The sequence below is a fragment of the Emticicia agri genome, from assembly GCF_004168285.1.
Taxonomy (GTDB): Bacteria; Bacteroidota; Bacteroidia; order Cytophagales; family Spirosomataceae; genus Emticicia; species Emticicia agri.
In genome coordinates this window covers 1-21,408 of the sequence record NZ_SEWF01000055.1, presented here as the reverse complement: position 1 = coordinate 21,408, position 21,408 = coordinate 1, and the positions used below count along the sequence as shown (strand labels likewise).

The window sequence follows — 21,408 nt, the reverse complement described above, 5'->3', positions numbered from 1 at the left end:
TAATTGTTCCATTAAACATACAATAAAATGGCTTTGAATGAGGTAATGATTCAATTTTTTGAATGGTATTATCCTGCTGATGGCTCACTTTGGAAAAAGGTCAGCCAGGAAGCAGAAAAACTAAAAAAATCAGGTATTTCGGCAGTTTGGTTGCCCCCGGCCTATAAAGGCTGTAGTGGTGGATTTTCAGAAGGATATGATGTATATGACCTTTACGATTTAGGCGAATTTGACCAGAAAGGTAGTGTCAGAACCAAGTATGGTACCAAAGAAGAATATATTTCAGCAATCAATACACTTCATCAACAAAACATTCAGGTCTATGTTGATATCGTTTTAAACCATAAGGGCGGCGCTGATGGCACAGAAAAAGTAATGGTGAGAAAGGTAAACACAGAAAATCGTAATGAATTCATTAGTGCTCCCTTTGAGATTGAAGCCAACACAAAATTTAATTTTCCTAACCGAAAAAAGAAATACTCTGACTTTGTATGGGACTATAATTGTTTTACAGGCGTGGACTGTGCCAAAAACGTACAGGAATCTGAAAAATGTATTTATAGCATTATCAACGATTATGGTGATGATTGGGAAGAAGTAGTAGGAAATGAAAAAGGAAATTATGATTACCTGATGTTTTCGGATATCGAATTCAGGAATCCGTCTGTTCGGGAAGAATTAAAACACTGGGGCAAATGGTACTATGAAACCGTGGGCTTTGATGGCGTGCGATTAGATGCTCTGAAGCATATTTCTCCCGACTTCTATAATGAATGGATTGATTATATGCGCATTAATGTCAAGCCTGACTTGTTTGTAGTGGGAGAATATTGGGCTTTTGATGATGTATATGTGCTGGAAGAATACATTAAAGCTACCGAATCTCGTGTGCATCTGTTCGATGTTCCCCTGCATTACAATTTTCACCATGCTTCAAAAGCAGGAAAAGAGTATGATTTGAGAGGTATTTTTAATCATTCTTTACTGACCATCCGACCTGATTTAGCCATCACTTTTGTCGAAAATCATGATACTCAACCCTTTCAGAGTTTAGAATCATCTGTAGATGCGTGGTTTAAACCATTGGCTTATGCGTTCATATTACTTCGGCAGGAAGGTTATCCCTGTGTTTTTTATTGTGATTTTTATGGCACTTGCTATGCTGAAAAAGGGCATGATGGGACAGATGAACATGTAACCATGCCTAAGATTTCGGTACTTGACAAACTTCTTTTAGCCCGACAAAATTTTGCATGGGGAGAACAGTACGATTACTTTGACGAGGCTAATTGTATAGGTTGGGTAAGAAAAGGTGATGAATCACATAAAGGTTGTGTAGTCTTGGTGTCTAATGGTGAGAAAAACCAGAAAACTATGCAGGTAGGGATAGAATACGCAGGCAAATACTTTATAGATTATCTTGGCAACAATAAAAGCAAAGTATTAATAGATAAAAACGGTCTTGGAAATTTCAAGGTAAATGCAGGTTCGGTAGCTGTTTGGGTACTCAAAGACAAATAATTTTCTGAATTATCATAATAATAGTAATAAATCCACATCAACATGAAATCTTCAAAAAAAGCAATTGATAAGGCCGAATCGGCCGAGAGCGGAATGGAGCAAAAGCCCATTTTTGAAAGAGCCTACGACAGACAAGATAAAAAACTGGCAAACAAAGTAGCCATAGTTACGGGTGGTGATAGTGGCATTGGCAGAGCCATTTGTGTGGCCTTTGCCCGTGAAGGTGCCAATGTAGCCATTGTGTTCAGAAAAGAAAGTGCTGATGCCAAAGAAACCAAAAAATTAGTAGAAGAAAAGGGTACAAAAGCCATTATTGTAAGTGCCGATATTAGTATAGAAAGCAATTGCCAGAAAATAATTGATAAAGTAATAAAAACCTGGGGAAAGATTGACATTTTAGTAAATAATGCAGCCGTGCAATATCCACAGACAGAAATAGAAAACATCAAAGAGAAGCAGATACTGCAAACTTTCAGGACTAATATTTTTTCTCAGATATTTTTAGTTCAGGCGGCCTTGCCTCATCTGAAAGAAGGAAGTGCTATTATCAATACCACTTCTGTTACTGCTTATAAAGGCAATCCTTTTCTATTAGATTATTCTGCCACAAAGGGGGCTATTGTTTCTTTTACACGCTCACTTTCAGGGATATTGAACGGCAGAAAAATAAGAGTAAATGCGGTAGCTCCGGGGCCAATCTGGACACCACTAATCACCACCACATTTCCTGATGAATCGTTGGACACTTTCGGAAAAGATACCCCTATGCAACGGGCAGGCCAACCGGCTGAAGTTGCTCCGGCGTATGTATTTCTTGCTTCTGAAGACGCCAGTTATATTACAGGGCAGGTGATCCATGTAAACGGTGGTGAAATTGTAAACGGGTAAGCCGACTTTAAATAACTCATATTTATCTCATGAATCTGCAACCAAAAGAAATATTGACCGAAAAGGACGTTGAATGCGGAATGAAGCTCGGCATAAGAGAGGGTTTGGCTACAGAAACCATGAATGTAATGACAACCGGGGCTTTCTTAACGGCTCTGAGTTTGTTATTAGGCGCATCGAATCTGCAAGTGGGTTTAATTGCTGCTTTACCAGCTTTTTCTAATATTTCTCAGTTATTAACCATCTGGTTAGTAAAACGCTATAATAACCGGAGAGCCATCAGCGTACTTTTTTCTGTATTGGCTCGTATTCCCATAGTTATCATAGGTATCATTGCCTTGTTTTTCCCGAATAGTATTTCAGTCCAGTTTATTATACTCTTTCTTTTTTTCAATTTCTTTTTTGCCTCTATGGCTGGTCTCAGTTGGAATGCCTGGATGAAAGACCTGATACCGGAGAAAATAATGGGTACTTATTTTTCGAGAAGAAGCGGATACACACAAACGCTTAATGTGTGTATGAGTTTGATTATTGCCCTTGGTATTGATTATATGAAGCATCACTTTCCTAAACTGGAGTTAGATGTTTATGGAAGTATGTTTATTTTAGGTGGTGCTACCGGCTTGTTAGGAGTTTTCTTACTTTCACGTATTCCTGAACCAAAGTCTTTTTTAGGAGATGAAAATGTTTTCAGGCTTTTTGTGATGCCCCTTAAAGATAATAACTTTTTAAGGTTACTTGTTTTTAATTCTTTCTGGGTGTTTTCGTTGAATATCGCTGTTCCTTTTTTTACGGTATTCTTAATGAAACACATGAACTACACGCTCTCCTACATTATTACTTTAACTATTATCAGTCAGTTATGTAGCATAGCCACTATCCGTAGCTGGGGTATTTTTGCTGACCGATACAGTAACAAAACCATTCTTTCTATCTGCGCACCACTGTATATTATTTGTATAAGTGCCTGGTCTTTTGTGGGTATCTATACAGAATTTATTTCAAATTTTGCGCTGCTAATAATTATATACGCCTTAATGGGGACAGCTACCGCAGGTATTAACCTTTCATTAACTAACATCGGATTAAAACTTGCGCCACGCAAAGAAGCCATTGCTTATTTATCTGTAAAAAATACCATTACGGCTGTTTTCTCTTTTATAGGCCCTCTAATCGGAGGACTCTTAGCCGATTATTTTACAAACAAGCATCTGAATATCCGCATCGAATGGATTGCACCAAATATGGATAAAGTTTTCCGTCTTTTATCCCTTAATCAATGGAATTTCCTGTTTATTATAGGAGCACTTTTAGCTTTAATTTCACTTGAGTTTTTGGTAAGGGTAAAAGAGTTAGGAGAAGTAGAAAAGAATCTGGTAGTGAAAATCATGCGAAGCAGCATCCGTAATAACCTGAAAGATTATTTTGTATTAGGGAATATGCTGAACTGGCATAATCACCTGATGGCAATTATCAGAAAGAAAAAACCTGAAAATTTACCTAACGAAATTCCCAAACAGGTTTAAATTCTTAGAGGAGTTTGAATTACTCTCTCTGGCATAGATTTAGTGATTAGAAGTCAGATTTAACACCAATTATTAAAAATGGAAACGCTCCAGGAAATTTTCAGCCATGAAACAGAACTCACTGCACTTCAGATGGCACTTAGGGCAACTGCTGTTTTTTTTATAGCTTTTGCTTTAATACGCATAGCAGGCAGACGTTCTTTTGGTATCCGTACGCCCATAGATAATATCCTTGTCATATTGTTAGGAGCTATTTTAAGCCGGGCAGTAGTAGGTACTTCGCCCTTTTTACCTATTATAGTTGCCAGCTTAACCTTATGTGTATTGCACAGGGTTATTGGATGGTTATTTACACATTACGACAAATTTGGCAGGGTTGTAGAAGGAGAAAAGATTATATTATATGAAAATGGAGATTTTTTAAAGAACAATATGCGTCGGGGACTGGTGCGAGAAGAAGATATTATGCAAGCTGTTAGAAAAGCTACTTTCTCAGATAGTATCGAAGATATTGACAAAATATACCTTGAACATGATGGAGAAATAAGCATGATTAAGAAATATAGCCAGAAGTTAGAAACTACTAAGAAAAGACTTATTCATGAGAATTAACAGCATTTTGCATACATCTCCCTAAATCTGATAGCACTTCGTTGGTGTAAAACAACTGTATTTTTACCGAATCTCCTTTTTTGGAGACTATTTTTCTGGTATCTACTATTCTGCTTTTATGTGCAATTGCATAATAAGCATATAGTTTATTATCAGATTCGGGCACAGGTGCAGCATAGCCGGTAATACCTATACCCCACTGACTATGAAATAAGTCACATACATGTAAGGCCATCTCCTGAGCTATTTTTTCAGATACACAATTACAAGCCAAAGCCTGAACAGGTTCTATACGAAGATGTCGGAATTTCTGGCCGACATTATAAGCAGTAATACCTCCCTGATAAAACTGAGAAGCTTCTTCGGCCGTAGAAAACGCTGCCTGAATAAAACCGGAAGTAACACTTTCGGCTACGGCAATGGTTTCCTGACTGGCCTTTAAAAACCCTCTGATAATTTCAATAGCTTTTTTATCGAATATTTCTTTCATAAATGTCTGATAAATAGAGGTTAGATAAATATTTGCAAAAAACAGGTAAAAATATCAGACCAAATGTGAATGAGGAATTAATTACACAGGGCTTTATGAGTTCTTTTAGTTAGCGATGTACTATCTTTAAAGCAGTTTTATATCAAGTATTTAGACTAACATTTATTTATGATAAAAATTGGCGTGATTAATGTTTCAGACCGGGCGAGTGCAGGTATTTATGAAGATATTCCGGGTAAAGCTGTTGTTGAGACACTCAAAGAGTATCTGATTTCTGAATTTGAAACGGTGTATCGAGTGATACCAGACGAACAGACCCTGATTTCGGAGATATTGATTGAAATGGCAGACGAGCATCACTGTTGCCTGATTGTAACAACAGGAGGCACGGGTCCTGCCTTAAGAGATGTTACACCGGAAGCAACGGAAGCCGTATGCCAGAAAATGATGCCCGGTTTTGGTGAATTGATGCGTATGGAAAGCCTGAAATATGTTCCTACGGCCATTCTATCCCGACAAACCGCAGGCATACGTAACCATTCTTTAATCATCAACTTACCCGGAAAGCCCAAGGCTATCAGGCAATGCCTTGATGCCGTTTTTCCGGCAGTTCCTTACTGTATTGATTTGATTGAAGGGCCGTATCTGGTATGCAATCAGGAAGTAATGAAAGAGTTCAGGCCTAAAAGCTAAATAAAAAAGTCTCAACCTTAATCAGATTGAGACTTTTGCAGATAACCTAATCTTTTATACTTTTCTATCTGCTTTCAGATAAGTCTTGTTACCGTTTGAATTGATGTAGTACTGACCACCACGAGGACCTTCATAAATTGTGCGGCCTTTCTCGTCTTTGCCTATCTGTTTATCTGCACCTGCTATTTTTTTTCGTGTGCTTCCATCTGCTTCTTTACCATCATCTTTTACAGTTGTTTTTGGCGCAGGCTTAATGGTATTATTTTTATCAGCTACTTTATCAGCCTTCTCTTTTTTCTCAGGCTTTTCTTTTTTATCTGCTACCTTATCTGCTTTTTCTTTCTTCTCCGGTTTCTCTTTCTTTTCAGTTTTTTCTTTCTTTTCTGCAGTTTCTTTTTTCTCAGGCTTTTCCTTCTTCTCCGGTTTCTCTTTCTTTTCTGCTACTTCTTTTTTTTCCGGCTTTTCTTTTTTCTCAGCTTTTTCTTTTGCCTTACCTTTGCTCTTCACTTCTGATTGAGCAGCTAAATCAAGCACAGAAAAACTTAACAAACCCATAAATAATAGTACGAATAATTTTTTCATTGTTTTAGAGAGTTTTGGTTTAAACTTGTATCAAATGTATGCAAACTATAAAAAAAAATGCAAGCCTTTCATTAAAATTTAATCTTTGTCGTTACTATTAGTAAATTCTTTAATTAAAATCTATGAGAATTAACTCCTTTTTAATTGTAGTATTATTTCCCACATTTGTTTTTTCACAGGGTTACGTTTCAATCTCTGGAAAAATTATTGATAAAGCCACCCAGCAGATACTTCCGAATGCTTATCTGAGTATTCCCAGCAAAGGTTTTTCAAGTCAGACAAATGCTGTCGGAGAATTTAAGTTCTTTTTTCCGAAAATTGACCTTGACTCCATACTGATTATTTCGGCGATTGGCTATAAGAGCCAGAGCAAAAAAGCCTCTGCCTTTGACTCAACCAATGTTATTGAAATGGAAAAAGCCGAAACATTAGCTTCTGTACAAGGCGGAGACCCCAAAACTTTATTGAAAGAAGCATTTGCGCTGGTAAAGAAAAACAATCCGTCGTCCCCTACTTATCAGATTGGCTTTTATCTTGAAACGCTCGAAATGGCTAAATTAGGATTTGTAAAAATTACAGAGGGTATTCTTCGGGTTGAACGGCCACATACAGTCAAAGAAATAGGAGTTGAAAAAACTAAATTATTGAAAGGCCGGAGGTATGACTGGGTCGGACAAACGGCTAAACTTGATGGTTGGGGATTTATGAATGGTGCTTCTATTGTAACACGTTCGTTAGAGGGGGGTATTCCTGAATATCTTGATAAAGGAAATATCAATGATTACAACTTTAAAATTGACTCATTAATGACCTATTTCAATGATAGTCTGGTATATTCTATGAGTTTCTGGCCTGTTAATAAAAGGGTAAAAGCAGCGCGAAACGGCAAAGTATATATAGATGTCAATAATCAGGCTATTGTCAGAATTGAATATGAAATGACGCCGGAAGGTGTGAAAGATGTGATTGGCAGAAGTTTTGTAGATAATACCAAAAAAGTAGGCAAACTTGTAAAGGGCTATACACAGTTTTTGCCTCTGAATGGCAAGTGGCATTTGCAGGATAGTAAACTGACTTTTGTGGCAGATTTTGAAGATAAACTCGAAAAGAAATTTACAACAGAAGCTACCATGACCGTACAGTTTATGGCCAACGAAAGTATGCGAATGGGACGAAGTGCAATAAAATTTGATGAAGAGTTACTGACAACCAACAATTTCCCGAAAGGGGGTAAATATGAAGAAAAATTCTGGGTACAGAGCAATTACCTGATTCCTACCCCTGCTATGGTAGAAATGATGGATAAGATGGCTGGTAAAAAATAAGCAGTATGTATCAAGCAAAGAGCGCCTTGAGAAATATCCCGAGGCGCTCTTTGCTTATTATAGCATTACACATTAAATCTGAAGTGCATCACGTCTCCGTCGGCCACTACATATTCCTTGCCTTCAATGCGTAAACGTCCGGCCTCACGGCAAGCGGCTTCTGAGCCATATTTTACATAATCGTTATAGCCTATTACCTCTGCTTTGATGAATCCTTTCTCAAAATCTGTATGAATTACTCCTGCTGCCTGAGGGGCTTTCCAACCTTCCTGAATGGTCCATGCCCTTACTTCCTGTACTCCTGCCGTGAAATAAGTACGCAGTGTTAATAGCTTATATGCGGCTCTGATTAAACGATTCAGTCCTGCTTCTTTCATGCCATATTCCTCAAAAAACATCGCTTTATCGTCAGGGTCTTCCATTTCAGTAATCTGTGCTTCAATAGAGTTATTCAGAATAATCATCTGAGCTCCTTCTGCGTCGGCTACTTTCTGCAATATTTCCGAATACTTATTGCCTGTGTGCATAGAGCCTTCGTCAACATTGGCTACATAAAGCACAGGCTTGATAGACAACAGAAATAAATCGGCTATTGCCGGAAGTTCTTCTTTTGCCAGCCCTAATTCACGCACATTTTTACCTTGCAGTAGCCATTCCTGACAACGTTTCAATACCTCAAACTCAGCTTTTGCTTTGGCATCTCCCCCTACTCTGGCTTGTTTTTCAATCTTCTGAATCTTTTTCTCAACACTTTCCAGGTCTTTCAACTGCAATTCAGTATCAATGATTTCTTTATCACCTACCGGATTAATTTCGCCTTCATCACGCAGAATATTTTCATCTTCAAAACATCTGATTACGTGGATAATGGCATCTACTTCTCTGATATTTCCTAAGAATTTATTTCCTAAACCCTCGCCACGGCTTGCGCCTCTTACCAAGCCTGCAATATCAACGATTTCAATCTGGGTTGGTACTACTTTATTAGGTTTTACCAATTCGGCCAGTTTATCCAATCTTTCGTCTGGTACATCAACCAGACCTACGTTCGGGTCAATAGTACAGAAACGATAATTGCTTGCCTGCGCTTTGGCACTATTTGATACGGCATTAAAAAGTGTTGATTTTCCTACGTTAGGCAATCCCACAATTCCGGCTTGTAAAGGCATATAATCTGATAATCTTTAGTCTAAATGAAATTTCCCGCAAAATTACGCTAAAAGCAGGAGAAAGGCAAAAGTAAATAAAAGTCTCGTTGGTAATAAGTGCAAAAGTTGAACGTTTTATACATATACTGTGACTAAATACTAATTGATGAAAAACCTGTCCTTACCCACAATTTTTGTTTTTTCAATGCTCTATGCAGATGTCTGCTCTCAAACATTTAAGTCTTTTCAAACCCGATATACATTAGGCACCAGTTTAGAACTTTTAGGCGTAAGTCCATTAGGTAGTGCCAATGTTGACCTAATGGTATTTAAACGACCTAAAAGTTTTATCAATATTCAGGCAGGAATCGGGCTTGTTTCATATCCACAAGACATCTGGTCATTTCCGCAGGCTATTACCTATAATTACTGGCTGAATCAGCGGAATAATAGGAGAAGAAAAGACTGTAATCCGGAAAAGAAAGAGAGAAAGGCAGAATATTTCATTGAAGCAGGAATAGGCAATTTAATATTACCGGAATTATTACACGGCGAACAGAGAGATTATGTCATTGCTGTTTCAGGGCTGCGAGTTCATTTTCCGATTAGTCGTAAATCTGTGATTTTTGCAAAACTGAGGTATATCCCTTATACCAGATATACTTATCAGGCAAAGTTTGGCGCAGCCTTAGGGATAAGTCTAAAATAGCAAAGCCTCTGAGAAACTCTCAAAGGCTGAATGTCTTTAAACCCTTACGTAAGCAACAATTATCAATAAATAAGAGGTTTTACAGATTCCGGCTTAAAAAATAGCAGTAGAATCAGCAGCAAAAATTAATAATTGGTAAGTAAGGAATAACTACTCCCACTTTAAATCAGAACCACCACCTGATGCGTAGTCATCAGTTTCTTCGTTAGAAACAGAAACTTGTTCGTTTTTGTACTGGTCAAAGTCGAAATCCGGCATTAGTTCAGTTTTGATGTGGCCAATTGTTTCCTGTAGGGCTTCAAGGAATTTGTTAAAATCCTCTTTGTACACAAACATTTTGCTCTTTTCGAACACAAATCCTCCATCTTTCTGAAAACGACGGCTTTCGGTGATAGTTAGGTAGTAATCATTTGAACGGGTGCTTCTTACATCGAAAAAATAGGTACGCTTACCCGCTCTGACACGTTTAGAGTAAATTTTGTCTCTGTCTTCTCTTTCCACAATCCTTTTAAGTTTTAGAGGTTTAGAATGATTTTCAAATATAGGTTTTTATTGCTTTATGTAAAATATTTTATTAGGATTTTCTACCAAAAATAATGATATTTTCATTTGAAATAAGAAATTTCCCACATAAATATTTTAATTATGTTTTATATACAAAATTTTTGATTGTTTTTGCACTTGGTGAAATTTTCGTATCTATGCAGTTCGAAATCAAATTTTAACCGGGAATGACACTAAAAATAGTATCTTTTTTATGTTTATTCATTCTATTTAAACCTACTCAAGTATCCTGTCAATCATCAATTATCGGAGTCGAACTGTTTGGAAAAGCCTCTTATTACGAAAGCAAATTTTATGGTAAAAAAACGGCCAGTGGTGAAGTTCTGAAGAAAAATATGCTTACTTGTGCGCATCCTACTTTGCCTTTTGGTACAATGATTGAAGTAACTAACCTGGCAAACAATAAATGGTGCATTGTGAGGGTTAATGATAGAGGTCCGTTTGCAAAAGGCCGGGTACTTGACCTATCTCATGTAGCGGCCAAAAAACTGGATATGTTTCAGCAAGGTATAGCGAAGGTAAAACTGACAGTGGTAGGCGAAAATGATACGATTTATATCGAACGGCCAGACTCAATGATTAAAAGTGCCGCCGATTTAATAGTAGATGAACCTGAAGCAGAAGAGACAAAAATACCGCTGAAACCGAAACCTAAAACGGTCAGAAAAAAGCCTTCTAAGACTTTAAAAAAGAAAAGAGCAAGCCGGAGGAAAACTTCTTCGCCGACCACTAAAGGTAAACCCAAGAAAACCTTGGCAAAAAAAGTAACTAAGCCAAAAACAACCACCAAATAGCACAGAAAACAAGTCATAGAGCTGAATTATGTTAGATTTAGTAAAAATACGGGAATACGGAAATGTTGAATTTCTTGCCAAACAATTGGTAGAAGGCTTTATAACAGGCTTGCATAAATCTCCTTTTCATGGTTTTTCAGTAGAGTTTGCAGAACACCGCCTTTATAATACCGGTGAAAGTACCCGTTATATTGACTGGAAAGTATTTGGCAAAACCGACCGATTGTATGTAAAACGCTACGAAGAAGAAACCAACCTTCGTTGTCATTTACTGATAGATACGTCGTCGTCAATGTATTATCCTGAAAAATCTAATGGCAAAATGACTTTCAGCATTATGGCTGCAGGTGCATTGGCTTACACGCTACAAAAACAGCGTGATGCTGTCAGCCTTACGACTTTTTCGGAGGGTATAGAAATACAGACGCCTATTAAATCGACGCCATCGCATATTCATAAAATATTTTTAGATTTAGAGTCGCTTCTGCAGAAACCTAAGCCTAACAAGAGGACTTCGGTTGTAGAAACATTACATGAAATCGCCGAAAAAATTCATAAGCGCTCATTAGTGGTCATTTTCAGCGATATGTTTGATGACATTGCCAATACCGAACGCCTTTTTTCGGCTATGCAACATCTACGCCATAACCTGCACGAAGTATTGCTTTTTCATGTAACTGATAAGAATACTGAAGAAGAGTTTAATTTTGATGAACGCCCTTATGAATTTATTGACCTTGAAACAGGAGAAAAGGTAAAGGTGCAACCATCACAAGTGAAAAGCCATTATCAGGCTGCCATTAAAGAGTTTTATCATGACTTACGTTTGAAATGCGGGCAATATAAAATAGATTTTGTAGAAGCAGATATATCGCAGGGATTCGACCAGATTCTTTCTGCGTTTTTAGTAAAAAGAGGTAAAATGAAGTAACACTCCCTCTTTTCAATCCATACCATAAACTTTTATCTATGATGAATACAGGCAGACGTTTCTTTTTAGGTAATTCTGTGGCAGGCGTGATGTATCTGCTTTATAGACGCTTATTTGGAGGCGAACCTGTGAAATCTTCACTCAGCGTTACCCAACTGACAGATGTGTCGGTTCCTCCTGCGCCAGATAAAATTATTGCTAACGGCTCATTTACAGATTTTGAACGCAATCAGTTACCCGCATTAATCAGTGGTACCAATGATATTTCTGCCAAAAACACGCTGGGGTTTGAAGTATTCCCGAATGTAAACGGACGACCAACACAAACTTTCAATAGCCGTTTTCTATGGGGAAACGGGGTAGAGTTTTTGAATCATAGTGGAGACACCCCTCCTATCGCCTTGTTGAAAGGTGTAGCTACCGGATTTGACAATTGTTTTCTGAATACGCAAAAAGGGGTACCGGGCGAACATCGGTATAAATGGACGCTTTTTAATGATTTTATGTTCTGGCAAAAAAGCCATTCGGAATTAGAAACACAAGGCGCCGAAAACTATGTAGCCATGCAGTATCAGTCTTTAGATGCTACCGGCAAGCGTGTTCCTTTTGCTTATACCATGCTCGACATTGAGGCTGGTGTAACCGATTATTCTAAAATCAGTTCTTTTCTGAAAGGGTATTATACTGCTGCCAAAAAAGATAATCCCAAACATATAGTAATTCTGTATAGCTACGCCCCCAATAAAGGCTTTATTTACTGGCAAAGTGGCTATTACTACGATGGCGATAATGTATCGTTAGACGAAAAATTCTTTCCTTTCAGCAAACATTCCTATAATGAAAACAAGGCAAAAGTCAGCAGTGGTGTCATTAATAATTATTTCAGGGGAAAAGATTTGATGTATAATATTCTAGTCAGTTATCCGAAAGTTAATTTACCTCTTACTACGCCTATGTATCAGAAAGATACCAATGGCCGTTTTAAGGTGGACAAATTTGGGAACCGGGTGCTAAGAAGTGATACTTTTCAGGAAAACCAGCGAGGAGAATTGATTAATTTTTCAGCCGCAGGTGAAAGAAAAGATATATCACAATCAGAGGGGCATAATTATGGCGAATATCGGTTAAAGTCTGAATTATATCATGGCATCAATCAGTTTGGGGGCTATTATTCTGAAATCTTCTTCCGGTTACAAATGCTTGCCAATGATTGTGGCCTAAAAGAGGATTTTCAGAATATTCATGCCATTAATAACCCTTACCAGACTATCGGTATTCTACGGCATGATTTGGAGTCTAATCCATTTACGAATCTTTACCGCCCTATCGACCGTGTTACTGCCGAATGGCACGCCACATTGGTTTATACTTTATTGAATAACGTATTAATCTGGACAAATGTAACCGGAGGGAATGTTGGTTTGACACTTCGTGGAGCCTGGTTAAATGGCAATTTCATACCTGACCTGCACGTATCTACCCAAGAAGGAACACCCTTTGGGCAGGAATATTTTGGCGACGGAGCAGGACAACCCAAAAGAGAAGGTCATCTGGGAAATTACCGTCAATGGGCAGCCAAGCTGTACCAGATGCAAGCCGAAAACAGGGTATATGGTTTATGGCAAAAAACCGATAAGATATTGGCATTTGCCCACCCCGAACAAATCATTAACGGGCAGTTTCCGGCCGTGGGCCGATTACAGGGAAATATGTTGAAATTAAGTGCGGTAGAGTCGAAACTTGAAATTGGTGAGCGTCTTCAAATACACATAAAAAATAGAAAAAATAGTGCTGTTTTTACGAAAACCTTGTCAGCCAAAACTGTATTGAACGAACTTATAGAATTACCCGCAGGTCAATATAATGCGCAGGACATTTATCTTGAATATACTAATCCGGTAAAAGGCAGTTTACAAAGAGTAAACGGACGTGGCGAAACTGTTTAAAATCTATGAAAAAATAATCCTAAAAACGGTTTATAGAATAATTTTTATTTTGTGTGCAGACTTTAGTCTGCACCTGTAAGATGATAATTCCCGCGCGGCGTCCGCATTGTTATTTTAGGCAGCGAATTACATTCGCTGTTTAACCGCTCCATAACTCTTATTTCCTACATAAAACGATAGTTACATCAATTTCCCTAACACTTTATACCTTTAGAATACTGTATTCACAGTTATCTCTACCAAATTCACAGTTCGCCCCAAAGGCTAAAAAAATAGATATACCTTTGAAACATAACAATAATGCTATGAACAGGATACGCCTATTTTTCTTTTTTCTCGTTCACATATCAAGTTCTATCTATGCTCAGATTAACTGGGGTGATTATTCGCAGAGTTTCCAGAGTGGAGCTATGGACAAACCTGAAACCGTAGCATTAATTTTAGCCATTCCTAAAGAAAACAACTCCTTCTGGACGAGTCAGGGTAATAGTATTCATTTTGATGAATTTGCAAAGCATAATTCTTTCAAGGATTTGCGTCTTGGCAATATCATTGCCCGTACCACGTTTGATACAGCCAGCGCTCAGTTCTTCCTGCATGGTGTCAATAGAAAAAATGCCCATACTTATCAGTTTCGGGTAATAGAATACCCCAGTCAAAAGACGATTGTTTCCTGGCAAACTATTACACAGTTCACGGACTCTACCGTAATCAAAGATTCCGGTTTGCCTCAAATGGCTTATCTGGGAGGCTATAAAGCTCCGTTGGGAAGTATGTTAGTTGTTGACGTTCGGAAACAAGGAAACACATCTATTATTGCAACTAATTTAGTAGCATGGGAGTCTATCCGCCCTGCTGTATCAAAAATTTATACTTCTGATAATTTAGATATTTTTCTTCAAAAACTGCAATATTCCTGGGCTAAAACAAGAACTGATAAGACTAAATATTCACTTAATGAGCTAAAACTACCAGCTACCAATACAAACCTGGTTTTTGTATTGAATGCCGAAATTTATTCAAAAAATCAGGTGCAATACCAGTTATTACGCAATAACAAGATAATAAGACCCTGGCAAGCCAACGAATTTGATAATAGTTTTATATGGCTGAGAGATTTTTCGCCCGGTCAGTATCAGATTCAGATTCGTTACACTGCCCAACCGCAACATGTAACCGAATACCGTTTCGAGGTAGAGCCCAACTGGTATCAGACACTCTGGTTTAAGTTTGTGCTTACAGGCATTGGCCTTATTATTATGGCACTTATTGTATTTGTGTTTTTACTAATTCGCCAGCGTAATAAAACCAATCGGGAGACTGAGAAAAAACAAAAGTTAAATTTAGAACTTCAGGCACTATATGCACAGTTGAATCCTCACTTTGTATTCAATGCCCTTAATTCTATTCAGGGGCTGATTAACCAACAGGATATAAAAGGGGCAAACGAGTATCTATCTGATTTTGCCCGATTGATGCGTGAGTCGTTAACTAACGGAAGCAAAGGTGAAACCCCTCTCTGGCAGGAGGTACAAATGATGGAAACTTACCTGAAACTGGAACAATTGCGTTTCGGCTTCGGCTACTCCATACAAATAGATGAACATTTAGATTTATATAGCAATAATCTTCCTTCTTTGTTATGGCAGCCCTTGCTTGAAAATGCAGTGAAGCATGGAGTAGCTTCTTTACAACAGAAAGGCGAGATTACCATTCGATTAGAGAAACAAGATGATTGCATTGTTATCAGGATTAAGGATAACGGAAAGGGTATAAATACCCCGGAACCTACGAATGGGTTTGGCTTAGAACTAACCAACAACCGGATTCGGTTACTGAATGCATTGAATCCTGAACAACCTGTTTACCTGATTTTTACCAACAATTTACCGATAGGAACAGAAGTAACCTTAACTTTTACCCACTGGCTCTTATGAAAGCTGTTTTGATTGATGATGAACTGAACAACCTGAATAATTTAAAGGCTTTACTAGAAGCATACTGTCCACAAGTTGAGATATGTGCGATGGCCCAAACGGCCGAGCAGGGAAAAACGGCGATATACACCTATCAACCTGATTTATTATTCCTGGATATACAAATGCCGGATCAGGATGGCTTTGCTTTATTACGTAGCCTGACAAGGTATGACTTTGAGGTGATTTTTGTAACTGCATACGACCAATATGCCATTCAGGCAATGCGGTTTTCGGCGGTTGACTATCTGCTAAAGCCCGTAAACATTACTGAGTTACAGGCGGCCGTAGCCAGAGCATATAAACAGCGGCAATTAAAAGTCCAGAACCAGCAGGTAATTCATCTGATGCAATGGCTTGAGGCACAATCTAAAAAAGAAGATTTACAGGTTGCGCTGTCAACCGCACAGGAAACCCGGTTTGTAAAGACTAACGAAATTATCCGTTGTGAATCTTCCAACAATTACACAACATTCTTTTTAAACGACAAAACAAAACTATTAGTAAGCAAGCCAATTTATGAATATGATGAATTGCTGAATAATTATGGATTCTTACGTTGCCATCAGTCACATCTGGTTAACCAATCATTCATCAGAAGCTGGCAAAAAGAATATGGCGATTTTCTATTGCTCACCGATGGTACCCAGATACCTATCTCCAGAGGTAAAAGAGAAGTAGTGAAAAAAGCACTTCGTCTCTGAGAACCTTTTTTTCTACCAGTAAAATCTCTTTTAAATTTTATTAAACACCCTACTCTGATGAAAAAACTATCAGCCCTCTTTCTTATGCTCTTTTTGCACGCTTTTTGTGTGAAAGCACAAGTATTGTCCAATTCTGATTCGCCTGTCAGGCTCTCTGAAAGCTATGAACTGGCCAATATTATTCTGGCATTGACTGACTATGGCAAAAAAGACCCTTGGGAGGTAACGCAACAATCGGCATACTATGAGCAGGTAAGGACATACTTTGACAAACACAGCAATCATCCCCTACTGACAAAAGTCAACTATTCACGTAAGCAATGGGAGAATTATCTTAGCTTCCGGACTGACTCTTATGCTTTTGCTTTTGATGCAGGCAATCATCTCGTAAGAAAGTTCCAGATGGTAACCAATCAGGGGTTCAATCCTTTTGAAGAAAATCTGAGCCTGGTAGAAGACTTTGTGAGAGTATTGGGATTCCGGCAGTTTTATCAAGCTCATCTTTCCTATTACCAGGATTTAGCCAATGCCTATCTGATTTCTCAGCACTATCCCCAAATGCGCCAGTTTTTAGAAAGAGAATTAGGCAAACACACTATTACTGGTTCTTACGCCATTGTCATGTCTCCGTTAGTCGGCCGCATGAACTGCCATAGAAGAGTAGCCGGAGTGGATACTGATTTTATTACCTTACCCAGTTTTTTACTAACAGGCAAAACAGTAAAAGAAGCAACACAGGAAGAGATTGCATCGGGCACGCATATGTTATTTACAGAATTAGACCATGCTTTTGTCAATCCGCTTACTGAAAAACATCGTGCTTTGGTAAAAGCCCATTTTGATAATAAACTATGGGATGCAGGTAGTGGCTATGAGACAGACAGTCTGGCAACGTTTAATGAGTATATGACCTGGGGAATTTATGCTATTTTTGTAGAAGAATATTTTCCATCTGTGGCAGCTAAAGTAAGTACCGACTGGACTTTGCAGAATGAAACCCGTGGATTTTATGCCAGTGCTTTGTTTACCAAAGAACTGGTTACATTCTACAAAAATCGTAAACCCGGGCAAACCATCAAAGACCTCTATCCACCATTTATCAAGCGACTTGGCTCACTGAAAAATGCTTTAAGTAAACCTGTTATTCAGCAGTGCAATCTGAATAATCAAACCATTCAGGACACTACGGCTACCTTTATCATTGAGTTTTCAGAAACTATGATTCCGCTTCCCTCATTTGATATTATACATGTGATTGAGGAAAATGGAAAAACAAAATCGACCCGGATAAGTCTTACTACTGCTGACAATAAGCTGCTGTGGACAGATAAGGGAAAAGTAGTCAGCTTCCGTCTTTGTCTGGTTAAAGATGCCATCAATTATCTTTTTTTTAACTATCCCTGGAAAACCCTGACTCCTCTTCAGAACCTTCAGGGCATCAATTTACCCCCATATTCAAAAATTAAAACAACTGTACAAACCAATAAATAATAATAAGAGCATGCTTAAAATTATCATTCAACCATCAAAAGTGGCGAATAATAATTTAAAACATGCTCCCATTTAACTCATTCATACACTCAATAAAGAATCAGTAATTGTTTTATTAGTTATGTATGACAATAAACTTATTACTTACAAATCTTTTGTTATTAATAATTACCTGATACACATAAGTACCTGCCATCCAGTCGGCTGTGATTACTTTTAATTTTGTATCCCTATTCTCTATCGTATAAGTATCAATAACAGTACCCGATAAATTAAAGAAGACCAGTTTTGCCGAAGGAATATTATCGGGCAAAGTATAGTCAAAATTAATCTCTTTATCAGCAGGGTTCGGATATAAAGCTGAAATATTTACATTACTCAAATCATCATCTGTCTTCATAGTAGCACTTTCACACTTACACACTTTAGTGGTAAACATTTCTTCTTCACTATCATTCACTTCTGTAAGCGTTAGTTCTCTTTTCTCACTTACTACTTTGGTTTTCTTATCACGTGCGGCTACATAATAGGTACCTCCTCTTTTAGGCGTAAACTCCAAACCCATTGCAATAGGTCTTTCGGCTTTTTCATCGTCAAACCAAAGTACCTCTGTTCCTTTAGAAGTATTGGTAACACTAAAAGCAGGCATGGGTGAGCCGGGTGAAAATGTTTCGTTCTGATTTAATACCAGCGGAATCTGTACGGTAGGTAACTCACAGTTCGGTGCATTGACTATCTTGCTTGTACTACAAGCACCTGTTATATCTGTTGCTACGAGAGAAACATTCGGCATGAAAGCCGGAACATTCTCTATCGTATAAAATCCGTTACTATGCGCTACTACATACCCTGCACTCGACTGTAATGGTAATTTATTCAGCCGTTTCAGATAATCGTATGCGGTTGGCATACCAATATTGGTAACACCTGCATAAATTTGCTGAATAAGTGCCCAGTCGTCTCCTTCCAGTTTTACCCTTATACTATAACTATCTACTTTTTTGTTACAATAAATAGAGTCTATCACAATTTTAGGCCCCACACAGCCTTGCACTAAAATAGGGCAACAACTCGTAATATTACAGGTACCTGATGTTTTCGAGAAAGTATATTCGCCCCCTTTAGCAATGCTCAGGGAACTATCTTTATTAATGATGGCAATATTCGGAGAAGTATCTTTGGTAATTTCTTCATATAGCCCCGAAGATACATTTTTATAGTACCATTTTACCCCTTTATACCTTTTCAGCGTAACCCTATAGGTTTCATCTTTTTTCAACTCTACAGGCACACTTACACAACTTACACCATAATCGCTCTCATCGGCATTAGCCACCGGATTTTTCATATCCTTTTCTACGCCGTTCTGTCGCCATATATAAGACGTACAATAAGATAATCCTGATTGGGTTACCTTAGCCTTGATAATCAGTTTAATGGTTTCTCCACCATTTACATTACCAATACCCCATCCTCCGCCAATAGCCTCAAAAACCCCTTTGTCGGCATAGAAATAGACTACTTTCAGGCTACTGCTCAATAAATTCTGAACAGCAACGTTGGTGGCTGTTTTATTTCCTTTATTGACAATCAATGTAGTAAAAGTAACTACCTCGTCTAATTGTGGGGTATGTATATCTACTGCCTGAATGAGTTCTAATTTGCTGTAATCTGTCAAGTTGGCAAAGTTTACATGTTCTAAAACAATAGTCTGGTCGGCATAGCAGGTTTCCGAATTATAAACCCTGATGGTATATGCTTTTATGGTAGCAGGATTAGGCAGGTTCTTAATCTCAATTTCTCTTTTTCCGGGACTAATGAGTATAGATTTTGAATAATCTATTCCCTCAACACCGTTTTCTGAAATAGTATATCGTGTGGCATTATCTATATTAGAAATAAGAATTCTGGCATCATTGGCATTCGCTTGGGTTACATCAATACTACGAACAGAGAACGTAGGCGGATAACACCTATCCTGTACAACTACTTTCAGGAAACCATTGATTAAATCATTAGAATCACCTTTATTGAAGCCTAACAGTATAAATGCCACTATGATAAACCCAGCCCTGTAAAGACCGGAATACTTACTTCCTGACAAACTTAAAAAGTTCTTCATCGTAATTTCAATAGCTAAAAATCACTCATTAGCAAAGTCAGTAATTTTTGTTGAAACTCTTTAAAATCTTACAAAACACTTCTGATAAAGCATAATGGAATTGTGATAGTAAAACCCATATATAACCGTAAAATACTATTTTCCCATGACAAAAAGAAATTCTGGAAACATTGTTCTCATTTCCCTTTTACTCTATCGGGGTCAATTCATCGCTAAAATCCAATTTACGTCTGTTGTGTATCTTAAATCTTTTTTTTCGATTAACACCCCTTAACAATCGTTTTTTGGGAAATAAAACTTTAAAATACTTTTTTCAGAAGCGCTATCAGGTAATTTAACCTAAGTTAAAATCTATCAATTATATAATCAGTTAAATCCTGTAAGACTTACGCCTTACAGGATTCAACTAAATTATTTAGCTATTATGCCCGATTACTATTTTGTTTTGGTAACTGTAGCTGGTTCACAATAACCCCCAGGACAAGCACAATCTGTTTTGGTAAGTGTCGCTACGCGGTCAACTGTACAGTTAAACGAGTTTTTGATTCTTACTGTATAATCTTGTGTTGCTGCAGTTGGGTTTGGCAAGTTGCTTGCAAATACCCCGCCTGACGGAACAGTTGTATAAGTAGATGGCGTTGGCGTGCCATAAGTACTACCTATGTTATAAGAAACCTCATCTGAGTTACGATATCTGGTCAGAATCAACTGGGCATTGTTTTGTGAAACAGAACCCACGCAAAGAGAGTTTACAGCTATTACTGTTGCAACCGGTTTCGGATTTACCGTTACAGGCACCTGTGACATACCAGATTCACAACCTGTACCAGGTATTGTTTGCGATACGTAGAACATGGTCAGACCTGCCACCGCTGTATTTGGTGTTGGTGCAGTTAACGTAGTGCTACCTCCTACAAACCATTGTACAGTATTACCTGAATCTCCTGTGGCTGTCAGCGCTACAGCAGCGTCTTCTTCACAATAAGTTACTGCCGCTACTACTGGTGGTGCAGGTGTAGCATTTACTATCACGATAGCATCATCACGATTCGATTCGCAAGTGGTAGTTTCGTCTTTCTGGCTTACATAATAAGTAGTTGTACCAATGGCATTGGTTAATGGAACCGGAGCTGTTGTTTCCCCTGTACCACCTGTTGCATTAGTGCCATACCACAAGATAGTATTACCAGAAGCGCCTGTAGCTGTCAATGCAACTGCTGCTACCCCCTGACAATAGGTTTTATCCTGAGCAACTGGTGCAGCTGGTTTAGCATTTACTTTAATTGTTAGAGTATCACGATGAGACTCACAACCATTGGCATCTAACTGACTTACGTAGTAATTAGTAACGCCTGCAGTAGTTGGGTCATATACTGGTGCAGTAGT

19 protein-coding genes are annotated in these 21,408 nt (G+C 38.1%); 13 read left to right on the top strand and 6 right to left on the bottom strand.

What is annotated here, in order from left to right:
* Positions 1 to 27: 27 nt before the first annotated feature.
* The 4 genes from EWM59_RS23655 to EWM59_RS23640 all read left to right on the top strand — a co-directional run bounded on the left by EWM59_RS23655 (position 28) and on the right by EWM59_RS23640 (position 4,547).
* Positions 28 to 1,521 carry an alpha-amylase gene (locus EWM59_RS23655; protein WP_229239425.1) on the top strand — a complete coding sequence of 498 codons (1,494 nt, stop codon included), beginning with the start codon at positions 28 to 30 and terminating at the stop codon, positions 1,519 to 1,521.
* A gap of 42 nt (positions 1,522 to 1,563) precedes the next feature.
* Positions 1,564 to 2,409: a glucose 1-dehydrogenase gene (locus tag EWM59_RS23650; protein WP_130023726.1), complete on the top strand. Its 846-nt coding sequence runs from the start codon at positions 1,564 to 1,566 to the stop codon at positions 2,407 to 2,409.
* Between the two features lie 29 nt (positions 2,410 to 2,438).
* Complete coding sequence (locus tag EWM59_RS23645; RefSeq protein ID WP_130023725.1) at positions 2,439 to 3,935, top strand: MFS transporter; 1,497 nt, start codon at positions 2,439 to 2,441, stop codon at positions 3,933 to 3,935.
* A gap of 78 nt (positions 3,936 to 4,013) precedes the next feature.
* Complete coding sequence (locus EWM59_RS23640; protein ID WP_130023724.1) at positions 4,014 to 4,547, top strand: DUF421 domain-containing protein; 534 nt, start codon at positions 4,014 to 4,016, stop codon at positions 4,545 to 4,547.
* Here EWM59_RS23640 and EWM59_RS23635 read toward each other — a convergent pair.
* Entirely contained in the window at positions 4,531 to 5,037 is a 507-nt protein-coding gene (locus tag EWM59_RS23635; RefSeq protein WP_130023723.1) for a CinA family protein, read from the bottom strand. The genes EWM59_RS23640 and EWM59_RS23635 overlap by 17 nt on opposite strands.
* A 168-nt stretch (positions 5,038 to 5,205) precedes the next feature.
* On the opposite strand from EWM59_RS23635, the gene mog reads away from it, so the two are divergent.
* Positions 5,206 to 5,730, top strand: a complete 525-nt coding sequence (gene mog, locus EWM59_RS23630) for a molybdopterin adenylyltransferase (RefSeq protein ID WP_130023722.1) — start codon at positions 5,206 to 5,208, stop codon at positions 5,728 to 5,730.
* A 54-nt stretch (positions 5,731 to 5,784) separates the two neighbouring features.
* Here the strand turns inward: mog and EWM59_RS23625 are convergent, their stop codons facing one another.
* Positions 5,785 to 6,312 (bottom strand): hypothetical protein, encoded by a 528-nt coding sequence (locus EWM59_RS23625; protein WP_130023721.1) that lies wholly within the window; start codon positions 6,310 to 6,312, stop codon positions 5,785 to 5,787.
* A gap of 122 nt (positions 6,313 to 6,434) precedes the next feature.
* Here EWM59_RS23625 and EWM59_RS23620 point away from each other — a divergent pair, with 122 nt between their 5' ends.
* Positions 6,435 to 7,637, top strand: a complete 1,203-nt coding sequence (locus EWM59_RS23620; protein WP_130023720.1) for a carboxypeptidase-like regulatory domain-containing protein — start codon at positions 6,435 to 6,437, stop codon at positions 7,635 to 7,637.
* 65 nt (positions 7,638 to 7,702) lie between these two features.
* On the opposite strand, the gene ychF is transcribed toward EWM59_RS23620, so the two are convergent.
* Positions 7,703 to 8,806 carry a redox-regulated ATPase YchF gene (ychF, locus tag EWM59_RS23615; protein ID WP_130023719.1) on the bottom strand — a complete coding sequence of 368 codons (1,104 nt, stop codon included), beginning with the start codon at positions 8,804 to 8,806 and terminating at the stop codon, positions 7,703 to 7,705.
* 145 nt (positions 8,807 to 8,951) lie between these two features.
* Here ychF and EWM59_RS23610 point away from each other — a divergent pair, with 145 nt between their 5' ends.
* A complete protein-coding gene (locus tag EWM59_RS23610; protein WP_130023718.1) occupies positions 8,952 to 9,494 on the top strand; it encodes a hypothetical protein in 543 nt (180 codons plus the stop codon).
* A 150-nt stretch (positions 9,495 to 9,644) separates the two neighbouring features.
* On the opposite strand, the gene EWM59_RS23605 is transcribed toward EWM59_RS23610, so the two are convergent.
* Complete coding sequence (locus EWM59_RS23605) at positions 9,645 to 9,995, bottom strand: DUF3276 family protein (protein ID WP_130023717.1); 351 nt, start codon at positions 9,993 to 9,995, stop codon at positions 9,645 to 9,647.
* A gap of 230 nt (positions 9,996 to 10,225) precedes the next feature.
* Between EWM59_RS23605 and EWM59_RS23600 the strand changes: the two genes are divergently transcribed.
* From EWM59_RS23600 to EWM59_RS23575, 6 genes are all read left to right on the top strand, one after another.
* Positions 10,226 to 10,852, top strand: a complete 627-nt coding sequence (locus tag EWM59_RS23600; protein WP_130023716.1) for a septal ring lytic transglycosylase RlpA family protein — start codon at positions 10,226 to 10,228, stop codon at positions 10,850 to 10,852.
* 28 nt (positions 10,853 to 10,880) lie between these two features.
* A complete protein-coding gene (locus EWM59_RS23595) occupies positions 10,881 to 11,783 on the top strand; it encodes a DUF58 domain-containing protein (RefSeq protein WP_130023715.1) in 903 nt (300 codons plus the stop codon).
* 38 nt (positions 11,784 to 11,821) lie between these two features.
* The gene (locus EWM59_RS23590) at positions 11,822 to 13,729 is read left to right on the top strand and encodes a hypothetical protein (RefSeq protein ID WP_130023714.1); all 1,908 of its coding nucleotides are present in this window, start codon (positions 11,822 to 11,824) and stop codon (positions 13,727 to 13,729) included.
* A 305-nt stretch (positions 13,730 to 14,034) separates the two neighbouring features.
* Positions 14,035 to 15,666 (top strand): sensor histidine kinase, encoded by a 1,632-nt coding sequence (locus EWM59_RS23585; RefSeq protein WP_130023713.1) that lies wholly within the window; start codon positions 14,035 to 14,037, stop codon positions 15,664 to 15,666.
* Positions 15,663 to 16,409, top strand: a complete 747-nt coding sequence (locus tag EWM59_RS23580) for a LytR/AlgR family response regulator transcription factor (RefSeq protein WP_130023712.1) — start codon at positions 15,663 to 15,665, stop codon at positions 16,407 to 16,409. The genes EWM59_RS23585 and EWM59_RS23580 overlap by 4 nt, the downstream gene beginning before the upstream one ends.
* A 57-nt stretch (positions 16,410 to 16,466) precedes the next feature.
* A complete protein-coding gene (locus EWM59_RS23575; protein ID WP_130023711.1) occupies positions 16,467 to 17,900 on the top strand; it encodes a DUF4932 domain-containing protein in 1,434 nt (477 codons plus the stop codon).
* Between the two features lie 115 nt (positions 17,901 to 18,015).
* Here EWM59_RS23575 and EWM59_RS23570 read toward each other — a convergent pair whose 3' ends face one another.
* A complete protein-coding gene (locus EWM59_RS23570) occupies positions 18,016 to 20,022 on the bottom strand; it encodes a T9SS type A sorting domain-containing protein (RefSeq protein WP_130023710.1) in 2,007 nt (668 codons plus the stop codon).
* 435 nt (positions 20,023 to 20,457) lie between these two features.
* A partial coding sequence (locus tag EWM59_RS27815) for an Ig-like domain-containing protein (protein ID WP_445447094.1) occupies positions 20,458 to 21,408 on the bottom strand: 951 nt, incomplete at its 5' end.

Excerpts from the sequence above, each read along its gene's own strand:
- EWM59_RS23635 (WP_130023723.1), bottom strand. The coding sequence starts at position 5,037 with ATGAAAGAAATATTCGATAAAAAAGCTATTGAAATTATCAGAGGGTTT.
- EWM59_RS23575 (WP_130023711.1), top strand. The coding sequence starts at position 16,467 with ATGAAAAAACTATCAGCCCTCTTTCTTATGCTCTTTTTGCACGCTTTT.
- EWM59_RS23595 (WP_130023715.1), top strand. The coding sequence starts at position 10,881 with ATGTTAGATTTAGTAAAAATACGGGAATACGGAAATGTTGAATTTCTT.
- EWM59_RS23580 (WP_130023712.1), top strand. The coding sequence starts at position 15,663 with ATGAAAGCTGTTTTGATTGATGATGAACTGAACAACCTGAATAATTTA.
- EWM59_RS23590 (WP_130023714.1), top strand. The coding sequence starts at position 11,822 with ATGATGAATACAGGCAGACGTTTCTTTTTAGGTAATTCTGTGGCAGGC.
- EWM59_RS23570 (WP_130023710.1), bottom strand. The coding sequence starts at position 20,022 with ATGAAGAACTTTTTAAGTTTGTCAGGAAGTAAGTATTCCGGTCTTTAC.
- EWM59_RS23620 (WP_130023720.1), top strand. The coding sequence starts at position 6,435 with ATGAGAATTAACTCCTTTTTAATTGTAGTATTATTTCCCACATTTGTT.
- EWM59_RS23585 (WP_130023713.1), top strand. The coding sequence starts at position 14,035 with ATGAACAGGATACGCCTATTTTTCTTTTTTCTCGTTCACATATCAAGT.
- EWM59_RS23655 (WP_229239425.1), top strand. The coding sequence starts at position 28 with ATGGCTTTGAATGAGGTAATGATTCAATTTTTTGAATGGTATTATCCT.
- EWM59_RS23625 (WP_130023721.1), bottom strand. The coding sequence starts at position 6,312 with ATGAAAAAATTATTCGTACTATTATTTATGGGTTTGTTAAGTTTTTCT.
- EWM59_RS23650 (WP_130023726.1), top strand. The coding sequence starts at position 1,564 with ATGAAATCTTCAAAAAAAGCAATTGATAAGGCCGAATCGGCCGAGAGC.
- ychF (WP_130023719.1), bottom strand. The coding sequence starts at position 8,806 with ATGCCTTTACAAGCCGGAATTGTGGGATTGCCTAACGTAGGAAAATCA.
- EWM59_RS23610 (WP_130023718.1), top strand. The coding sequence starts at position 8,952 with ATGAAAAACCTGTCCTTACCCACAATTTTTGTTTTTTCAATGCTCTAT.
- EWM59_RS23645 (WP_130023725.1), top strand. The coding sequence starts at position 2,439 with ATGAATCTGCAACCAAAAGAAATATTGACCGAAAAGGACGTTGAATGC.
- EWM59_RS23640 (WP_130023724.1), top strand. The coding sequence starts at position 4,014 with ATGGAAACGCTCCAGGAAATTTTCAGCCATGAAACAGAACTCACTGCA.
- mog (WP_130023722.1), top strand. The coding sequence starts at position 5,206 with ATGATAAAAATTGGCGTGATTAATGTTTCAGACCGGGCGAGTGCAGGT.
- EWM59_RS23600 (WP_130023716.1), top strand. The coding sequence starts at position 10,226 with ATGACACTAAAAATAGTATCTTTTTTATGTTTATTCATTCTATTTAAA.